The sequence below is a fragment of the Timonella senegalensis JC301 genome (assembly GCF_000312125.1).
GTDB classification, from domain to species: domain Bacteria; phylum Actinomycetota; class Actinomycetes; order Actinomycetales; family Cellulomonadaceae; genus Timonella; species Timonella senegalensis.
Map to the genome: position 1 here is coordinate 83,249 of NZ_HE978645.1, position 18,853 is coordinate 102,101.

Here is an 18,853-nt window from a genome sequence, read left to right on the forward strand (position 1 = left end):
TGGGCCGGCCCCCGCGCGGTGCGCTGGGAGCCGGCCCAATCGTCGAAAATCAGATGATCAAGCGATCAGCTGATCAGTAGAGCATGAGCGAGCCGCCATCTACGGACAGGGTTTGGCCGGTCATGTAGTTGGAGTCGTCGGAGAGCAGGAAGACTGCGACAGGTCCGATGTCAGTGGCTGGGTCGCCAAAGCGGCCCAGTGGGATGCCCGCGCGCACGCGCTCGTAGTACTCAGGCTGAGCCTCGGCCCACTTGGCAACGCCCTCGGTCTTGGCCACAGGGGCGATGATGTTTACGTTGATGCCGAGCGGCGCAACCTCATTGGCAACCACGCGGGACAGGCCGCGGATGGCTTCCTTGGCGGCGGCGTAGGAGCTCTGGGTCGCGTGACCCTTGATGCCTGCGGCCGAAGCGAAGTTGATGATCGAGCCCTTGGTCTTCTCAAGGTGAGGGATCGATGCCTGCATGAGGTAGTGGGTTGGGTAGAAGCCGGTGTTGAACGACAGCGCCATGACGTCGTCCGTGGTCTCCATGTAAGGAACCTGGCGGGACACGTGAGCGTTGTTGATCAGTCCGTCGAGGCGGCCATACTTTGCCACAACGTCCTCAACCATTGCCTTGAGCTTGTCGTGCTCAGTCAGGTCAAACTGGATAAACGACGATTCTGGCGAGAGTTCCTGCACCTCTTTAAGCGCCGCTGCGCCCGCCTCAGGGTTGAGGTCGACAAGAACAATCTTTGCGCCCTCCTTGGCGGCAGCAAGTGCCATGCCCTTGCCAATTCCACCGGCACCACCGGTGATGATGACTACCTTGTCCTGTAGACGTGCCATGGTTACCAACTCTCTGCCCGTGTACGGGCGAATGCAGTGTTCCCCTCACCCGCCCGGGCGTCCGTTGCCAGATGCGGTGGCCCTTTGTTTTGTTTCCCTAAGCCACTTTCAACGGTAAGCCTGTTTGGGCCTAAAGTCACCCCACGGGACAACCTCTACCGGGCGGTTTTTGGCGGTGTTCGCAGCGCCCCCATCAGGGATTTTACGGTTTGTCAGAAAGATTCGGGGACCTTATTCCCGGTTCCTGTTCGCTTGCCGGTAAACGTGTTCTCGCCCACGCTCTGTGCCGACCTTTGTGACGGCGCGCAAGGCTAGAGAGCGCTCAGATCCCGCTCGACACCATCCCGACGATGCTCAAGTGCGCGCTGTGCCCCGCGCAGAGTCGATCCGGAGTATCCCACCTGACCGAGATCCACTCGCTCCGCGGCTCTGAGGACTTTGCGCAGCGCCGTCACCGCGGCCTTCCGAGGCAGCCCGATCGCGTCAGCAAACTCCAACCAGTGGGCAAGACGCAGATCCCGCTTGCGTCCGCAAATGCTCAACGCCATCTCCTTGTCGCCGTACACATATGTGCTCGGGATGTCATAGATCGGTGCCATGGTCCACACCCCGTCCACGCCCTGAAGGACCGAGTAGTTTTTGGCGTGGAGATCGCCGTTCCCGGTGAAGTAGGCAAAGGCGCTTTGCATGAAGATATTGCGCCGTGCAACAGGCTTCGCTGCGCACGCGCCGACCAACGCCTCAGAAACTTCCTCCGTACTGGGGTCATACTTGGCCGCAGGCGGGATGTTGAGCAGCTGCCCCGCGTCCTCCATTGCAAGCCTTGTGATGTGTAGCTGGCCTGGGAGTACAACCCGGTCGAAGCGCCTGGCAAGCAGCCCCTCCCTTCCGTGTACGTCAGTACACAGTTCAGCAACCTCCACCGGGATGCCCATGATCCGCGCTGCATCAAGGTGCGCCAGCTCATTGCGTGACAGCAGCGGCAGGCCTGGCGCGTCGTATTTGAGTATGTACTGGTCGGAGCTCGCTTGGGCGGGAGCCGAGGACCTGTCCGTCGCCACGGCCCGTCCACGCGCGGTGATTGCTCGCCGCGCGCGCCGTGCGCTGATTTTTCCCTGGAATCCTGGCAAGGAAACCGGGTCAAGCTTGCCGATGTACTCAGAGAAGTCCAGACCGCTATCGATGTCGACCTCGGCGTCTAGGCCAAGGTCCAGCTGGGGGTCAACACCGTGCGGGAGGATCCGCACGTCACCGGGCACATTGGCACCCACGGCGAGGAGGAGTCGGAACTCGTCGCTCGTCGAGACCTTCAGTTCGTGGGCCAACTGAGAAAACCGGAAACCCTCAGGGAGCAAGCCCGCAAAGAACGCAGGCAACGCCCCGTTCTCCGTGACAACCCGCTCACCGCCACCTAGAACCGGCAGGCTGTGAGCAACCGGAGGTAAGCCTTTCTGCGCGTAGTCCTCAAGGTATTGGAATGTAACTGCCCGCGAAGTCCGCGTCAGCGTTGCAGCGAGACGTTCTCCCTTGTACACGTCAGCAACGGACGAGCGCCCGATTTGGTCAGTATCCATCGCTACCCGCTCTCGTCACCTGGATGGTCGCCCCCACCACATCTGCGAGATCCAGATATGCGGAGAAACTGGCACTAGCCCTCCCCCGTTCAATGTCGCGCACCGTCCGCTCGGACATTCCCGCCAGCTCAGCGGCGTCGCGCTGGGTCACGCCCAGAGACTTTCGGGCAGCCCGGAGGGCCTTACCGACTTCTGCTGCGTCCACGTACACCACCCCACGTTTGGATTCGGCAGCATTCTGCCGATTTAAAGCATTGGACAACCCCAGTATCCATCAGCGCTAAGCATTCGGCAATATCTTGCCGCTTTTCCTCGTAAGGTCGCAGATTTGGTGCCTTGTAGCAAGAACCGGCAGCAACCTGCCGGTCATCGTGCCGGCAATTCAGCGCCTCAACACAGTGAGGGACCCGCAGGTTTAGAAACCTACGGGCCCCTCTCGATGGTCTAGCTAGTTAGGTCTCTCAGCCAAAGATCGCCGGCAGAGTCGCCTTGAAGACCTCGGAGGCCTCGGCCACGGGAACTGTGAACAGGCCTTCGACCTCGACTGCTGGAACGCCGTCTACCTCGTGGCCGGTCTCACCGATCTTGAGGAACGGAACCGAGCGGCCCACGCATGCGTCCTGGAAGCGAGCTTCCTCGCCGCGTGGAACTGCAACGATCGCGCGTGCGGTGGACTCGGAGAACAGCGCCGCGAACTCGGAGACACCGTCACGCTCAACCACGCCGGCCACCGAGATGCGAGCACCGGTGCCAAAGCGGATTGCGGACTCCAGAACAGCCTGGATGAGTCCACCCTCGGAGAGGTCGTGCGTTGCGGAAGCGATCGAGTCACGTGCCGCGTTGATCAGCACACCAGCAAGAGCCTTCTCGGCAGCCAGGTTCACGATTGGAGGCACGCCACCGAGGTGCTGGTGTGCAACCTCGGCCCAAGCGGAGCCATCGAGTTCGTCACGCGTGGTGCCGAGCAGGAAGATGGCGTCGCCCTCGTTGCGGAAGCCGGAGCTCACGGAACGGGTCACGTCGTCGAGCACACCGAGCACACCAACCACTGGGGTTGGGTGGATCGAGGAATCGATCTGTCCAGGTTCACCAGTTCCGTTGTACAGGGAGACGTTTCCACCGGTCACTGGTACGGCAAGTTCAAGGCACGCGTCCGCGAGGCCTTCGATTGCCTCGACCAGCTGCCACATCGAGTCCGGGTCTTCCGGGGAACCAAAGTTGAGGCAGTCGGTGACGGCCAGCGGGCGGGCACCCGAGGCAGCGACGTTACGGTATGCCTCTGCCAGTGCAAGGGCAGCGCCGGTACGTGGGTCGAGCTTGGAGTAACGTCCCGATGCGTCGGTCGCTAGTGCGATTCCAAGGTTGGTGGACTCGTCCACGCGGATCACGCCGGCGTCGTCAGGCTGCGCAAGCGCGGTGTTTCCCTGAACAAAGCGGTCGTACTGGTTGGTGACCCATTCCTTGGACGCGTGGTTTGGCGAACCAAGCGTGGCCAGAGCGGCGTCACGCAGCTCGTCACCCGTGGTTGGGCGAGCCAGCCCAGCGGCAATGTTCGTGTCAAGGTTCAGGCCGTCCTGCCACGCTGGGCGTGCGTATGGACGGTTGTAGGTTGGGCCTTCGTGGGCCACTGTCTTGGGGTCAACGTCCACGATGCGCTGGCCGTGGTGGTCGATGGTGAGGCGGCCCGAGTCATTGACTTCGCCGACCACGGAGGACTCTACGTCCCACTTGCCGGTGATTGCCATGAACTCGTCGAGCTTTTCTGGGGTGACAACAGCCATCATGCGCTCTTGCGATTCCGACATGAGGATCTCGCCCGCGTTGAGCGATGGGTCGCGCAGCAGGACGTCATCCAGCCACACGTGCATTCCGCCGTCACCGTTGGACGCCAGCTCGGAGGTTGCGCAGGAGATTCCCGCTGCGCCGAGGTCCTGGATGCCCTCAACCACACCAGCCTTGTATAGCTCGAGGCAGCACTCAATGAGTACCTTCTCCATGAATGGGTCGCCGACCTGCACCGATGGGCGCTTAGCTGGGACGCCGTCCTCGAACGTCTCGGACGCGAGGATGGATGCGCCACCGATTCCGTCACCACCGGTGCGCGCACCGAACAGGATGACCTTGTTGCCCACTCCGGAGGCGTTGGCGAGGTGGATGTCCTCGTGGCGGAGCACTCCGACAGCGAGCGCGTTCACAAGCGGGTTGCCCTGGTAGGACGCGTCAAAGACGAGTTCTCCACCGATGTTTGGCAGGCCGAGCGAGTTGCCGTATCCGCCTACGCCGGAGACCACGCCGTGGACAACGCGAGCGGTGTCTGGGTGGTTGACGTCGCCGAAGCGGAGCTGGTCCATCACGGCTACCGGGCGTGCGCCCATGGAGATGATGTCGCGGACGATTCCGCCAACGCCGGTTGCTGCACCCTGGTATGGCTCAACAAAGGAGGGGTGGTTGTGGGATTCGACCTTGAAGGTCACCGCCCAGCCGTCTCCAATGTCGACGACGCCAGCGTTCTCACCGATTCCAACGAGGAGGTGCTCCTTCATCTCGTCGGTTACCTTGGCACCGAACTTCTTCAGGTGCACCTTGGAGGACTTGTAGGAGCAGTGCTCGGACCACATGACCGAGTACATTGCCAGTTCGGCTGCGGTTGGACGTCGACCGAGAATGTCGCGGATTTGCTGGTATTCCTCGGGCTTGAGACCGAGCGAGGCGTAAGGCTGTTCCTCGTCCGGAGTGCTCGCTGCGTAGTCGACGGTGTCCAGGGTGGGCTTGCTGGAGGCAGTCATTCGTTCCCTCATGAGTATGTGCGCGGCGCTGTCCCAACCGATTATGTGCGGGCAGCGGCAAGACCCCTCGATTCTATCCGTTGCGGCGAGTGCGTGGACGGCCCGATGCCGGGTTCGAGACGACTTGCGGTGTGTTGTTCGCGTCGTTACGCGCTTGACCCGTCGGGTCTTTTGCAGCGCGACGCCGGTATGTCACGCTGAGTTGTATGTCTTACCGCTTTTCGACGATCGTGGTCACCCTCGCTCTTTTCGTCTCGTCGGCAGGGTGCTCGGCGGGCGGGCAAAGCCCAACCACCCCACCTTCTTCGACGAGTTCTAGCGCCCCGTCCGAGGGGTCTTCGAGCCCCACTGCTGAGGTGGCACTCGCGCCGACCGTGAGCGCTGTTGTTCAGTTTGGTACCGAGGGCTTCACCGTTACGGCGGACCCCGAGGTGTCGCTCGGCGGCTCCGCCCGCCCTGAGCTCGGCGTCACGCTCACGGCTCCTGCCGGCCACGATCTTGAGGTCGAGTTCGTTGGCTCCGGGCGCCTATCCAAGCAGATCGACGGCACTGCAGGGTTCGTGGACGGCGAGGTTCTCCTCGTCGGGTTTGCCGAGCCGCGCGATGGCAGCGACTCCGCACTTGAGTTCCTCTCCCAGGACGAGTCGGGGGACGGCTCCGCTGCCGCGAGCGCGCAGTCTTCCACAACCGTCCTCGTCCGAGCCGCGGAATCCACGGATTCCCCCATTGAGGATGCCGACGACTCCGCGGCCATCACCTCGCCAACAACGCCAGCGCCTGCAACGCTGACGATCGGGCGGGATGCCGCCAGCTCCGCCGCGTGGGGTGAGCGAGAGGGCGGGAAATCGCTCGTGGTCACGCCGTCCGTGTGGGGCCGCACCGGTGGCATGACGGTGCTCGAGTTCGGCTGGCCCAGCGTCCTGCGGCTCGCCCCCGACGCCGACTCCGCCGCCACTGTAGGTGACGGGGCAGAGAAAGGGGATGGAACCGAGCCCAACTCCGCAGGCCAGTCTGCATCTGGCGAAAGCATGATGGAGAAGCAGTTCAAATGCCATGTGCTGGGCGCGCCGACCAAGGACACTTGGAACCTCGAACCCTGGCGCGACGATGTTCCCTTGGCCGCGGTCCTCGCCGCCAAGTGCAACCCGTAGCGCCCCTCCCAAGGTCGGCCCCACCCCACCTCCCCGAGTCCGTACCTCGAACCCCATCCAGCATCCCCACACTCCCCCAACCACGCCTCACTCGACCGAGCTCACCCATCCTTCTGCTCGCGAGTGCCGCCTATTGGTAGCGAGTGCCGTCGCGCGGGAACGGCACTCGATACCTAACGGCGGCACTCGCCGAAGGTGAGGTGTCGGCAGCGGTACAAGGCAACTCGAAGGTGGGGCGCCAACGGAAGGAAGCCGCCACCCGAAGTGGGGGCACACAAAAGCGCCGCGGCCAAACCCCACAAGGAGGCTGTCCGCGGCGCTGTGTAGAGTTTGCCGGACCTAGTCGACTAGTTCGAGGTTCTGACCGTCACGGTGCCACTGGGTTCCCGGCTGCGAGGCTAGGATCAGGATTCCCTCGATGAGACCCCAGATGCCAACTGCCCAGGCGAGCATTCCAAGGCTCAGGAGGGAGATCAGGAGCTGCGCCCATGCGCGGCCCATGCGTCCGAGGTAGAAGTTGTGAACGCCAAGGCTGCCAAGGAAGATGCCGAGCAGTCCCGCAACCAGCTTCGACTTGGTGCCCACAGCGTAGCCGCCGGCGTACATTGGCTGGCCATACCCCTGCTGACCGTAAGGTGCCTGACCGTAAGGTACCTGCCCGTAAGATGCCTGACCGTAGCCCTGCTGGCCGTAACCCTGGTCAGCCGGAGCCTGGCTGTAGTCCTGGTGCCCGTACTGTGGCTGGCCGTAGGGCTGCTGTCCACCGTAGTTTGGCACGCCGTACTGGGAGCCGTTGCTGGCAGTGCCGCCCTGGGTGTTGGAGTACTCGGATCCGTATGCGGACTCTCCGTACTGCTGGCCGTAGGGGTTGGAGCCGCCGGCGTTGCCTTGGGTGTTAGCGTAGGGCGAGCCGTCCGAGCCGTCTTGGCCCGCGTTGTAAGGGTTGTTCGTAGTCATTGTGTTTCCTTTTGCTCCGCTGCGTGCAGCAGCGGTGATGTGGTCTTGATGTCTGCCTCAAGCCTAGTGGCATTTCCTAGCGAAAAGTATCAGGGAACCCCCTGACCTTTGCGGCACTTCTGCCCTGATTGCGCCTCACCACGCGCCTATACTTCGAGTCATGGCTATCCCAGACTTTGTTGTGTCCCTGCGTTCCAAGATTGGTACCGATCCACTGTGGCTTTCTGGCGTCACTGCGGTGATCACCAGGGGCACTGAAATCTTGCTCGTGCAGCGTGCGGACAACCTGAAGTGGACTCCGGTGACCGGGATCATCGATCCGGGCGAGCATCCCGCCGTGGCCGGTGCCCGCGAGGCGCTGGAGGAAGCAAACGTGGTGGTCACCCCCACTAAGCTGGCGCTCGTAGCGGTGACCAGCCCCGTCACCTACGAGAACGGCGATGTCACGCAGTACCTGGACCTCACCTTCCACTTTGATTGGGTGTCCGGTGACCCCTACCCTGCGGACGGCGAGAACGTTCAGGCCCGCTGGTTCGAGTTGGATGACCTGCCGCAGATGAGTCAGGAAATGCGTGGCCGCATTTCCGCTGCGCTTTCCGACGATCCTGCCGCGGCTTTTTCCTTTTAGGCCCGCACCTGCAAACAAGTTCCTCGGGTCGGCCTATACCGGCTACTCATCAAGCCCGGGGACGTCCGCGCCCGAGGCAAAACCAGCCTGCTGGTATGCGGCGTAGTGTCGTTTCCACTCGTCCATGTCGAACAGTGCGGGTGTTTGCCCCTTGGTGAGTCGTTCTAGGTCCGCAAGGCAGAGTTCCCAACCTGCAGCATTCCGCGCTGCCTCGTTGGGGTGCGCCAGCGTGTCTTGGAGGTAGAACCGGACGTTGTCGTCGTCGAGCGGTTCCACAAAGTAGGAGATTTCGTTCTCGCCCCACGTGAATACGAGGTGGTGCGGTGCCTCGTGTTGGACGATGACGCCCTCTTCTAGCCCCTCAGCTTCGTCTGAGTGAAACTGGATTTCGCCGCCACCCCAGGGTTCAAACGTGTACTCCTGCGGAAACCATTGCTTGACTAGGTCTCGTTCAGTGAGGAGCTTCCATAGCGCCCAGTCACCTACCGTAAACACCCTAGTAAATCGCACTGCAGTGGCGTGCTCTATCTCTACGAGTTTGGCTAGTTCCTGGGCCATCGTCCCTCACTTCAACCTAAGCACCTGGCCCGCCGTGCGGGTTCTCGATGCGGTCTTTGCTGCTCCGCTTCTCACGCTACTCGCGGGACGAGTTTGGTGCTCTTTCAGCACACAGATACGCCCGTGGCGGGCAACCCACTCGGAGTTACCCGCCACGAATCGGGAGTTACTTACGGGCAGCGCGGGAATCGTCGCGAATCTGACCGACCAGTTCCTCAAGGACGTCCTCAAGGGTGATGACGCCAGCCACACCATTTTCCGAGGCCACGAGAGCAAGGTGCGCGCCCTCGCGCTGCATGCGGCCGAGGACAGCCTGCAACGAATCCGTGATGGACAAGACGGGCATCGCACGCACGATGTCGGAAGACACGGGCAGGTCGCGCTCGTGCTCGGGGAGGTCAAGGAAATCCTTGATGTGAACGTAGCCGAACGGCATTCCATCCGCACCCACCACGGGGAAGCGGGAGAAGCCCGCGAGGGCTACCTCCTCAGCCCGGGAGGCAGTGAAACCAGCCTCAAGCGTGCGCATCTTGTCCATGGGGATGACGATGTTTTCTACGGATCTGGACTCAAACGTGAGCGCGCTGAGCAGGAGCTGCTCGTCTTCCTCAGAGATCATGCCGCCGTCCTGCGATTCCTCAACAAGGTCAGCCACCTCGTCCCGGGTAAAGACGGTTGCGACCTCGTTGGCAGGCTCCACTCGCATAAGGCGCAGAATCGAGTTACCGATTCCGTTGAAGGTCCACAGGATGGGCTTGAAGATCATCGCGATGACCACGAGGATCGGGCCGAGCACAAGCGCGGTCTTCTCTGGGCCGGCAATCGCAATATTCTTGGGCACCATCTCGCCGAGCACTACGTGGAGATAGGTGATGAACGCGAGCGTGATCGCCACCGCTACAGGGTGCACTAGGTTCGCAGGAATCCCCAACGAGGCAAATGGGCCCTCGATTGCGTGAGCGATCATCGGTTCCGACACCGCACCGAGGAGCAGCGAGAACACGGTGATACCCATTTGTGCTGCGGCCATCATGAACGAGACGTTCTCGATCGCCCACAGGGTCATCTTGGCGGCGCGACCGCCCTCCTGAGCCTTCGGTTCGATGATTGAGCGCCGCGCTCCGATGAGCGCAAACTCTGCGCCCACAAAGAACGCATTGCAGGCTAGGAGCACCGCGGTCAGCAGGAGACCAAAACCAAGTTCAGACCAGTTCATCGCGAGCCTCCCTTACCGTGCCGTGCATAGTCCTTGGAGTCCTTGGACTCGCCGTGGAGCGAAACGAGGAGGCGCTCGATGCGCACCCCGTCCATTTCCGTCACCATCAGGCGGATGTACCGAGGTTTGCTTCCCGATTCGTCGGGGCCGAACTGTTCTTGGGAGAGTTCGCCCGATTCACTGACGTACACGGTGTCTCCAACGTTTGCGAGGCGCCCAAGTTCAAGGGTCACCAGGCCAGCCAGAGTTTCGTAGTCCTCGTGTTCGGGGATATCGAAGTTGATTGCGTCATCGAGCTCGTCGGGACGGATAGATGCGTCAACGTTCCATTCGTGCGTGGAAACGAACTCGATCTCGCCACTGTCTGGGTCGTGCTCGTCGCGCACCTCGCCCACGAGCTCCTCTACGAGGTCTTCAAGGGTGATCAGCCCCGCGATGTCGCCGGACTCGTCGATGGCGATCGCCATCTGGAGTGAGCCATCGCGGAGGATGTCCATGAGGTCGTCCAGCTCGACAGTGTCCGGGATGAGGTTTGCCGCACCCATGACGTCCCCGACTACCGCCTTCGGGCGCTGTGAGAACGGCACGGTCAACGCTTGGCGCACGTGCACCATGCCGTCGACCTCGCGCGCTCCCGGCTCCAGAACGGGGAAACGTGAGAAGCCGGTCTGCTTGGCGAGCGACAGCAGCTCGTTGACAGGGGTGTCCTTGGTGACGGAGACCATCCGCGAGCGCGGGGTCATCGCGTCGTGGGCTCGGCGCTCACCAAAAGCAAGGGACCGAGCCACGAGCTGCGCGGTCTGCGACGGCATGACGCCTTGGTTTGCCGAGTGGCGGACCAAGTAGCCGAGTTCCTCTGCCGATCGTGCGGAGGCGAGCTCTTCCTGCGCTTCGATGTTGAACCAGCCGAGGATCTTGTTGGCTGTTCCGTTGAAGAAACGGATGAGGATCATGGTTGCTTTGGTGAAACCGCGCTGGAATCCGGTTACTCGTCGTGCGACCTCGAGTGGCTTGGCCAGAGCGAGGTTCTTGGGCACGAGCTCACCAAAGATCATGGTGAGCGAGGTTGCCAGCACCAGGGCAAGGGTGACCGATACGGTACGGGCCTGTCCGCTCGACATTCCCCAGTCCTGCAAGGCGGGGCTGAGAAGGGTTGCGAGGGCAGGCTCGGCCACGAATCCGATACCGAGGTTCGTGACGGTAATGCCGATCTGGGCACCTGAGAGCTGGGTGGAAAGCGTGGTGAGCCCCTTGAGGACTCCCTCCGCCTTTTTATCTCCCTGCTCGACCGCTGCCTTGACGTTGTTCTTGTTCACCGTCATGAGCGAGAACTCGGCGGCGACGAACATCGCACAGGCCGCTATGAGCAAGAGTCCAACGAGGATGGAGATGATTACCATGTGTCCACCTCCCTAGCGTTCGTTCCGCTCGCTACTGTGCGTGCGGCGTCAGGGAGGTGGTTGGGACTATGACCAGGGTTGTCCACAATGGCCTTTCTCGAAAGTGTTTAGGTCGCCCGCCTGCCCCATTGTGGAGCGGCTGGAACACTCACTTGGATGTGAGTACTGGTAATAACTATCACCGATTTGGAATAGTTCCCGCTAGCCAAAACGATAATTTGTGATGAAGAAAGGCCAGGCAGAGTTTCCTCTGCCTGGCCTATGGAACGCGCTAAAGGGGGATTCAGCGCTTGGTCTTCTTCAGTGACTTCTCGCTGCGTGGGGCGTCTCCGCTTGCACGCTGCATGCGGAAGTAGCCCCGAGCCTCGTCCTGACGTTCCTGCTCCACACCGCTGATGATCGTTGCGCGCACCAGGTCATCGTCGTATCCGAACGCGTCGATGAGGTCCTGGGCGTGCGGGCGCAGGCGAGCCAGCAACCTGTTGATGTACGAGGTAACGGTCTCCGCACGCTGGGCGGACAGGCGGCCGTTGATCAGGTACCAGGCTAGGTTCTTCTCAAGTGTGGTGAAAGCGAACAGGTCACGGACCCAGGTGAGAACGGTACGAGTCTCAGTATCCTCGATCGTGGTCAGTGCCTTGGTGAAGGCCTCCCACTGGACGAGGTCGGCGTGGGCCTTTGCGGCCTCAATGAGCTCGACCTGGTGGTCGTTGAACAGTGCGGCACCGTCAGCCTGGTTCATCTTGAATGCTGGGCGCAGGTCCGCAGCGAGCTTCTCCACCATGGCCTCGACGCGGCCGGACAGGAGCTCGCGCTGGGTCGTCTCTTCCTGGAGTTCGGAGGCGGAGCGGCGCTTGGAGCCGGTGTCCAGGATCGACTGGACTGCCCGGTTGAGCGGCGTCTTGTACAGAACGGTGTCCCCCGCACGCTCGATGACAAAGCGGGCCATGTTGATGCCGTCGATGCCCTTGAACTGCTTGGCGTAGTCCGACAACAGCCGCTTGCCCACCAACTGCAGCAGCACGGTGTTGTCGCCCTCGAACGTCACATAGATGTCCATGTCCTGACGCAACTGAACCAACCGGTTCTCAGCCATAAATCCAGCACCACCGCAGGCCTCGCGCGCCGTCTGCAGGGTGTGCAGCGCACGCCAGGTCGACACAGGCTTGAGTGCCGCGGCCAGCGTTTCCAGGTCTTCACGGGACTCTGGGGTGTCCATGCCCTCCTCCGAGAACACGGCGTGGAACAGGTCCAGCAGGCTGTCGTGCGCAAAGTGCCCTGCGTAGACCTCTGCGAGCAGTGGAAGGAGGCGGCGCTGGTGAGTCTGGTAGTCCATCAGCACGGTCTCGTCGGTCTCGCTCGCACCGGTGAACTGGCGGCGCTGGTTTCCGTACGTGATTGCCGTCTTGAGCGCGATCTTGGAAGCCGAACCAGCGGCTCCGTCGAGGGATACACGCCCCTGCACGAGAGCGCCCAGCATAGTGAAGAAGCGGCGACCGGGAGAGTCGATCGGTGAGGTGTAGCTGCCGTCCTCAGCGACCTGGCCGTAGCGGGCGAGCAGGTTCTCTAGTGGGACCTTGACGTGGTCGAACGCGAGGCGCCCATTGTCGATTCCGTTGAGGCCACCCTTGAGGCCGTCGTCCTCTGAGGAGACTCCGGGGAGCATTGCTCCTGCAGAGCCGTCCTCGTTGATTTCACGGACCGGCACGTAGAACGCGTGCACGCCGTAGTTCACGCCGCCGGTAATGAGCTGCGCAAACACGACGGCTGCCACACCGTGCTTTGCCGCGTTTCCGAGGTAGTCCTTCCACGCTGCACGGAACGGAGTGTGGAGGTCGAACTCTTGGGTCTCCGGGTTGAAGGTGGCCGTGGTTGCGATCGAGGCAACGTCCGAGCCATGCCCGATCTCGGTCATGGCAAATGCTCCGGGTACCTCGAGGCGCATTGCAGCGCCCAAGAGGCGGTCGTGCTGCTCCGCGGTGCCGAGGTGGTGGATCGCCGCGCAGAAGAGTCCCCATTGGACGCCAGCCTTGATTTGGAGCGACGGGTCAGCGGCGACTAGCTCCTCAAATCCCGCGATACCTCCGCCGGCGTCGTCCTTGCCACCAAGGCGCTCGGGGAACGCGCGGAGCACCTGTGCCTCCGTGACGAGGATCTTTAGTTGCTCGAGGACGCGCTCACGGTGCTGTTCCATGGGTAGCGAAGGATCGCGTTGGATGCGTGGATCACGCGCGAAATCACGTGAGATCTTACGCAGGTCCTTCCAGCGTCCAAGGAGTCGGTCCTCCAAGTACGGCAGGTTGACCCGAGCGTCTTCGTGGCTCTTCTCCATAGTGGACGGTCGGTCGCTTACGGCAGTCATTGCTCACTCCTTTGTGGCTAGCCTCTTGGGTTGCGGGGCTTTGACGTTGGCTATATTTATGTGGTTTTGGTGTGGTGTGTGCGGGAGCGGACCAGTTCCATGACCGGTCCTGACCACAGCCAAGTGGTGATTGATTCCGTGAGGTCATCAAGTGTTGGCAGTGCCGTGAGGTCGGCGTCCTCAGCGCTCTTTGCTTCGAGCCACCATTCGCCGGTTCCGCGGACAAACCCCACTGCTCCTGCCGCCCAGGCGTGGGCTTCGGAGAGTGGGACCTTCATTTCCTGTGCGAATGGGAAGGCCACGATCTCAATCATCGAGTCGAGCAAGGGTAGACCCGGCGCGTCTCGCGTGATGAAGTAGTAGACGTTGGGAGAGTGGTCGATGGTTCCTAGGTAGCTAGCAACCATGGACCGCAGCGCCTCTTTGGGGGTGGCTGCTTGGGTGGCCGCAACCGCGAGCGACTCGTGGATCTGCTGCATGACTGCTTCACCGACGGCCCGCTGGAGTCCGGGCTTGTCATTGAAGTATCTATAGACGATCGACTTCGAGGTGCCCGCAAATGTTGCGATGTCATCCATGGAGATGTCGGTCCCGTGGAGGTGAACAGCCTTGCGCGCGGCTCGAGCTAGTTCCTCGCGCCGCTGTGCACGGTGCCCTTCCCATCGGGTGGAGCGTCCGTCATCCGTTGATTTTTCCGTGATTGAACTCACGATACTCAGAGTATCAGGTACTCTGAGTTCTATAAAGATCTCGCGGCGGTCCAACTCAATAGACCTAAGTCCCGCCGGCTAAAGATCACCCGCAAGAAACCCCAGCAATTCACACTTAGCAAAGACGCGAGGAGAACCCGTGGCCGTTTCACCTGAGAAGGCACCAACTACCGCTCAGTCCAGCACCGTTCAGTCCCCCACTCTGAAGGACGCCGTCATCGTTGGCGGCAACCGCATTCCGTTTGCCAAGGCCGGAACCAAATACGCTGATGCCTCGAACCAGGAGATGTTCACGGCCGCGCTCGAGGGACTCGTAGCTCGGTTCGGTTTGCAGGGCGAGACCATCGGGGAGGTCGTGGGTGGTTCCGTCCTCAAGCACTCGCGCGACTTCAACCTGATCCGTGAGTGTGTGCTCGGCTCGTCGCTCTCCCCCGCCACCCCCGCATTCGACCTACAGCAGGCATGCGCCACGGGCCTTGAAGCCTTCATCACTGTGTCTAACAAGATCCGCCTGGGCCAGATCGACTCCGCCATCGCGGGCGGAACCGACACAGTGTCCGACGCCCCCATCGCGGTGTCGGACGGCCTGCGCAAGGCCCTGCTCAAGGCCTCGCACGCCAAGTCGCTCGGCCAGCGCGTCAAGGCATTCGCCTCGATCCGCCCCGCAGACTTCTCCCCAGCAACCCCGCGCACCGATGAGCCCCGCACGGGACTATCCATGGGCGAGCACCAGGCCATCACGAGCGCCAAGTGGGGAATCTCGCGCGAGGCTCAGGACGAGATCGCGCTGAACTCCCACGTGAACTTGGCTGCCAAGTATGACGAGGGCTTCTTCAACGACCTCGTCACCCCGTTTAAGGGCTTGGCTGCGGACCAGAACATGCGCGCGGACTCCACTGCAGAGAAGTTGGGTTCCCTCAAGACAGTGTTCGGCAACTCCCTGTCGGCCCCCGCGACCATGACCGCCGGAAACTCCACTCCTCTCTCCGACGGCGCGTCCACGGTGCTTGTGAGCACCCGCGAGTGGGCAGCGCAGCGCAACCTTCCGGTCCTAGCCCGTTTTGTTGACGCGCAGACCGCTGCCGTGGACTTTGTCCACGGCCACGAGGGCCTCCTCATGGCGCCGGCGCATGCCGTCCCCGTTCTGCTCAAGCGCAACGGCCTCACCCTGGACGACATCGACTTCTTCGAGATCCACGAGGCCTTCGCCTCCACTGTCCTGACCACGCTCGCAGCGTGGGAGGACGAGGAGTACTGCCGCACCGAGCTTGGCCTCGACGGAGCGCTCGGAACCGTGGACCGCGCAAGGCTCAACGTGGCCGGGTCTTCACTGGCTGCAGGCCACCCGTTCGCCGCGACCGGCGCCCGCATCATCGCGACCGCCGCCAAACTGGTTTCCCAGAAGGCCGCCGAGACTGGCAAGCCCGCCCGCGCGCTCATCTCCGTCTGCGCGGCCGGCGGCCTTGGCGCAACCGCAATCATCGAATCCGCTCACTGAAAGGCGCACCATGACTGACAAGTACACCGCATTTGTGAACGGCGGATTCGGCAAGTCGCTGGCCAAGAAGCTGGGTCTGCCCCAGCCGGCCAAGTTGCGCCGCTTCAAGGCCGGTCAGGCACTCGTATCCGGCCCTGTTCTAGTTGTGGGTTCCGGTTCCGATGCGGACGCAGTGGCCACCTACCTGCTGGATGGTGCAGGTTCCTCGGAGTCCATCGACGTCCGCCGGCAGGCCGTCGAACCCTCGGGTTCCAAGTGGGCCGCGATTGTCGTTGTCCTGACGCAGGTCACCGCTCCCGGCGACCTGTCCGAACCGATCCTCGCGCTCGGTTCCCAGCTCCGCTCGGTCGCTTCCAGCGGCCGCGTCATCTTTGTGACCCGTCCGGCCGCGGCCGGTCTGTCCCCTGCCGTTGCCGCTGCGCGCAACGGCGCGATCGGCGCCATGCGCTCGCTCGCCAAGGAGCTGCGCGCGGGCGCCACGGCTAACGCCATTTCAATTACCGACGATAGTGCGGCTACCAGCCCCTCCGCACTGAGCGCTCTGCGCTTCTTCCTGTCCTCCCGTTCCGCGTTCGTGGACGGTCAAATCGTGGCTGTCTCGTCCGAGGCTGGTCAGGTTCCCGAGTCGTGGGCGGCTCCGCTCGCTGGCAAGGTCGCCGTGGTGACGGGCGCCGCGCAGGGCATCGGCGCCGCCATCGCAGAGACCCTGGCACGCGACGGAGCAACAGTGGTGGCGGTCGATGTTCCCGCCGCCGGTGAATCCTTGTCCAAGGTCGCAAACAGGATCAAGGGCACCGCGCTCCAGCTCGACATCACGGTCCCCGACGCCGGCGCACAGATCATCGAACACGCTGTGGCCAGGCACGGTGGGATCGACATCGTGGTGCACAACGCGGGTATCACCCGTGACAAACTGCTGGCCAACATGGATAACGCCAAGTGGGATTCCGTGATCGCTGTGAACATCGAGTCGCAGCTCCGCATCAACGAGGCGCTGCTGGCGTCCGAGCACTTCACCAATGCGCCGCGCATTGTCTCGCTCACGTCCACGTCCGGTATTGCCGGCAACCGTGGTCAGACCAACTACGGCGCCTCAAAGGCGGGAGTCATCGCGATGGTTGCCTCTACCTCGCCGCTCCTTGCCGAGCGCGGAGGAACCGCAAACGCCGTGGCACCCGGGTTCATCGAGACCAAGATGACCGCCAAGATTCCATTCGCCACCCGAGAGGTTGCCCGCCGCTTGAACTCCCTGCAGCAGGGTGGACAGCCCGTGGACGTGGCAGAGACGATCGCGTTCCTGGCGTCCCCCGCCTCGGGTGGCATCAGCGGCGTAACCGTGCGCGTCTGCGGCCAGAATATGGTGGGCGCATGAGCGTACTGACACCCGCCAACAGGCCATCGCGAGTCGTTGAGCTGCCGTCAGTCCCCGGACTCACGGCACTGTATGGCAAGGCCGTTCTTCCATCCCCCCACGACATCGCGGGCGCGGTGAGCTCCAAGCTTCCGTTTGGGAAATCGGCGGTTCCGACCGTAGAGGCCAGTACGCTCCGCCTGCCCGACGTCACCTACCTGGTGCGTGGGGTGAAGGGGGAACCCAGCCATATCGTCGATTATCAGAGGCTCCTTGGGGAGCCGGTCAGCGACGTGCTGCCCGCGGGGTATGTGCACGTGCTGGGGTTTCCGGTGGCGATGGCGCTCATGGTGTCGGCGGAGTTTCCGCTGCCGGTGATGGGCATGGTGCACCTGCGGAACTCGGTGAGTGTGGCGCGAACCATCCGCACCGGGGAGCAACTCAACATCCTGGCTTGGGCGCAAAACATGACTGGGCACGCAAAGGGAACGTCCGTTGAGCTCGTGGTGGAGGCGTACGCGGACGAGGAGGTTGTGTGGCGAGGGGTCTCAACGTACCTGGCTAAGGGCAAGTATCTGGTGGGGCGCGGGGACGAGTCTGGCCAGATTGATCGGGCCGAGTTTTCGGCGCCGCTGCCCACGGGTCGCTGGCAGCTGGGCGGCTCGATCGGCCGCCAGTACGCGGCGGTCTCGGGTGACCGGAACCCGATCCACATGTCGGCGCTCACGGCTAAGGCCTTCGGGTTCCCGCGCGCCATTGCGCACGGCATGTACACCGCTGCCCGGGCTCTCTCCGAGGCGGGGCGCATGCGGCCCGATGCTTACGAATGGACGGTGGAGTTTGCAAAGCCCGTGCTGCTGCCGGGCAAGGTGGACGTGTCCATCCGCGGCGACGCAGGTGTTGGTGGCACCGGCGCCGTCACCTACGCGGGATGGAATGGGAAATCCGGGAAGGTGCACTTCACCGGGAAGATCACGCCGCTAGGCTAGGGCACTCGCTAGAGGGGAAACAGGTGCGCGTCGGGACAGCGCGCATACGTGGAGGGGCCAACCGATTGAGATCGGTTGGCCCCTCCACGTATGCCTGTCGGCAGTCGACTGTGTAACGGCCGCGACAAGCGGCGCGGGTTCTGGTTGTTGCGCGTCAGCCAGAACCTCGTGCGCCCGTAGGAGATGTCTCCTGAAAAGAAATCAAAACAAAGAAAAATAAGTGGACGCTGGGAATCACGTGTTCGTAGTGTGAAGGAGTACGAACACGCTAGGCCGAACAGAGCGGCCACAGCGAGTCAAACCCGCAACACCAGGAAGGAGTGCACCAATGAGTAAGTCAGCCAAGCGCCTTGCCGGAACAAATGTGTCCCAGACGCGCAAGCAGGCCACAGCAGCACCCCGAATGGTCCAGCGCCCACGCCAGCAGCAAAAGGGTGGACGGTAGATCCTTCGGATCACCTCGTCTCGGATCTGAGATTCGAGATCGTGCTCTTGGCCGCGCATCATATGCGCCAGCGGTCACATCCCAAGCCGGCATTTGCCGCAACTTCGCGCTTCCCTAGGCAGCAACCTCTTTGCCCTTGAGTTGCGCACCCTAGTTTTCACTTCACTTCATGATGGGTACAACCATGTCTATTTTTAAGCGGTTCGGCGCGCCGCCTCAGGCTCGCGCTGTTCATCAACAGGTTCCAGTTGAGAGCCACACACGTGGGGCCGAGCGGGCTCAGCTCTTGGCAGAGCAGTCGGAAGCTGCACGCCTCGCATGGCTGAAGGCCTCGACCCCAGTCATACGCTGACGGTCTAGCGGCCTGCCCAGTTCCGATGACGAGACACGGGGCGGGTC

Annotated in this window: 15 protein-coding genes; 5 read left to right on the forward strand and 10 right to left on the reverse strand. The window is 62.5% G+C overall.

Going from position 1 to position 18,853, the window contains the following annotated elements:
- Nucleotides 1-73 precede the first annotated feature (73 nt).
- The 4 genes from HGSM_RS13215 to purL form a co-directional block, all read right to left on the reverse strand.
- Nucleotides 74-829 carry an SDR family NAD(P)-dependent oxidoreductase gene (locus HGSM_RS13215; RefSeq protein ID WP_019149244.1) on the reverse strand — a complete coding sequence of 252 codons (756 nt, stop codon included), beginning with the start codon at nt 827-829 and terminating at the stop codon, nt 74-76.
- A 311-nt stretch (nt 830-1,140) separates the two neighbouring features.
- Entirely contained in the window at nt 1,141-2,403 is a 1,263-nt protein-coding gene (locus HGSM_RS13220) for a type II toxin-antitoxin system HipA family toxin (RefSeq protein WP_019149245.1), read from the reverse strand.
- Nucleotides 2,393-2,608 (reverse strand): helix-turn-helix transcriptional regulator, encoded by a 216-nt coding sequence (locus HGSM_RS13225; protein WP_051009899.1) that lies wholly within the window; start codon nt 2,606-2,608, stop codon nt 2,393-2,395. Before HGSM_RS13225 ends, HGSM_RS13220 begins: the two co-directional genes overlap by 11 nt.
- Nucleotides 2,609-2,864: 256 nt before the next feature.
- Nucleotides 2,865-5,189, reverse strand: a complete 2,325-nt coding sequence (purL, locus tag HGSM_RS13230; RefSeq protein WP_019149247.1) for a phosphoribosylformylglycinamidine synthase subunit PurL — start codon at nt 5,187-5,189, stop codon at nt 2,865-2,867.
- 206 nt (nt 5,190-5,395) lie between these two features.
- Here purL and HGSM_RS13235 point away from each other — a divergent pair, with 206 nt between their 5' ends.
- A complete protein-coding gene (locus HGSM_RS13235) occupies nt 5,396-6,340 on the forward strand; it encodes a DUF2599 domain-containing protein (protein ID WP_081581487.1) in 945 nt (314 codons plus the stop codon).
- Nucleotides 6,341-6,679: 339 nt separating this feature from the next.
- Here the strand turns inward: HGSM_RS13235 and HGSM_RS13240 are convergent, their stop codons facing one another.
- Entirely contained in the window at nt 6,680-7,297 is a 618-nt protein-coding gene (locus tag HGSM_RS13240; RefSeq protein ID WP_019149249.1) for a TM2 domain-containing protein, read from the reverse strand.
- A gap of 160 nt (nt 7,298-7,457) precedes the next feature.
- Here HGSM_RS13240 and HGSM_RS13245 point away from each other — a divergent pair, with 160 nt between their 5' ends.
- A complete protein-coding gene (locus HGSM_RS13245; protein ID WP_019149250.1) occupies nt 7,458-7,925 on the forward strand; it encodes an NUDIX hydrolase in 468 nt (155 codons plus the stop codon).
- Between the two features lie 42 nt (nt 7,926-7,967).
- Here HGSM_RS13245 and HGSM_RS13945 read toward each other — a convergent pair whose 3' ends face one another.
- The 5 genes from HGSM_RS13945 to HGSM_RS13270 form a co-directional block, all read right to left on the reverse strand.
- Nucleotides 7,968-8,483: an SRPBCC domain-containing protein gene (locus HGSM_RS13945; protein ID WP_019149251.1), complete on the reverse strand. Its 516-nt coding sequence runs from the start codon at nt 8,481-8,483 to the stop codon at nt 7,968-7,970.
- Between the two features lie 166 nt (nt 8,484-8,649).
- A complete protein-coding gene (locus HGSM_RS13255; RefSeq protein WP_019149252.1) occupies nt 8,650-9,699 on the reverse strand; it encodes a hemolysin family protein in 1,050 nt (349 codons plus the stop codon).
- Entirely contained in the window at nt 9,696-11,099 is a 1,404-nt protein-coding gene (locus HGSM_RS13260; RefSeq protein ID WP_019149253.1) for a hemolysin family protein, read from the reverse strand. The genes HGSM_RS13255 and HGSM_RS13260 overlap by 4 nt, the downstream gene beginning before the upstream one ends.
- Before the next feature lie 283 nt (nt 11,100-11,382).
- The gene (locus HGSM_RS13265; protein WP_019149254.1) at nt 11,383-13,461 is read right to left on the reverse strand and encodes an acyl-CoA dehydrogenase family protein; all 2,079 of its coding nucleotides are present in this window, start codon (nt 13,459-13,461) and stop codon (nt 11,383-11,385) included.
- A gap of 56 nt (nt 13,462-13,517) precedes the next feature.
- Nucleotides 13,518-14,171 (reverse strand): TetR/AcrR family transcriptional regulator, encoded by a 654-nt coding sequence (locus HGSM_RS13270; protein ID WP_019149255.1) that lies wholly within the window; start codon nt 14,169-14,171, stop codon nt 13,518-13,520.
- Nucleotides 14,172-14,310: 139 nt separating this feature from the next.
- Between HGSM_RS13270 and HGSM_RS13275 the strand changes: the two genes are divergently transcribed.
- From HGSM_RS13275 to HGSM_RS13285, 3 genes are read left to right on the forward strand one after another with little or no spacing between them, the layout of a single operon-like run.
- Nucleotides 14,311-15,669, forward strand: coding sequence for an acetyl-CoA C-acetyltransferase (locus HGSM_RS13275; RefSeq protein ID WP_019149256.1), 1,359 nt, complete (start codon nt 14,311-14,313; stop codon nt 15,667-15,669).
- Between the two features lie 10 nt (nt 15,670-15,679).
- Nucleotides 15,680-17,041, forward strand: a complete 1,362-nt coding sequence (locus tag HGSM_RS13280; RefSeq protein ID WP_019149257.1) for a 3-oxoacyl-ACP reductase — start codon at nt 15,680-15,682, stop codon at nt 17,039-17,041.
- On the forward strand, nt 17,038-18,009 hold the full coding sequence (locus HGSM_RS13285) for a MaoC family dehydratase (protein ID WP_019149258.1): 972 nt from the start codon (nt 17,038-17,040) through the stop codon (nt 18,007-18,009). The genes HGSM_RS13280 and HGSM_RS13285 overlap by 4 nt, the downstream gene beginning before the upstream one ends.
- Nucleotides 18,010-18,853: the final 844 nt, after the last annotated feature.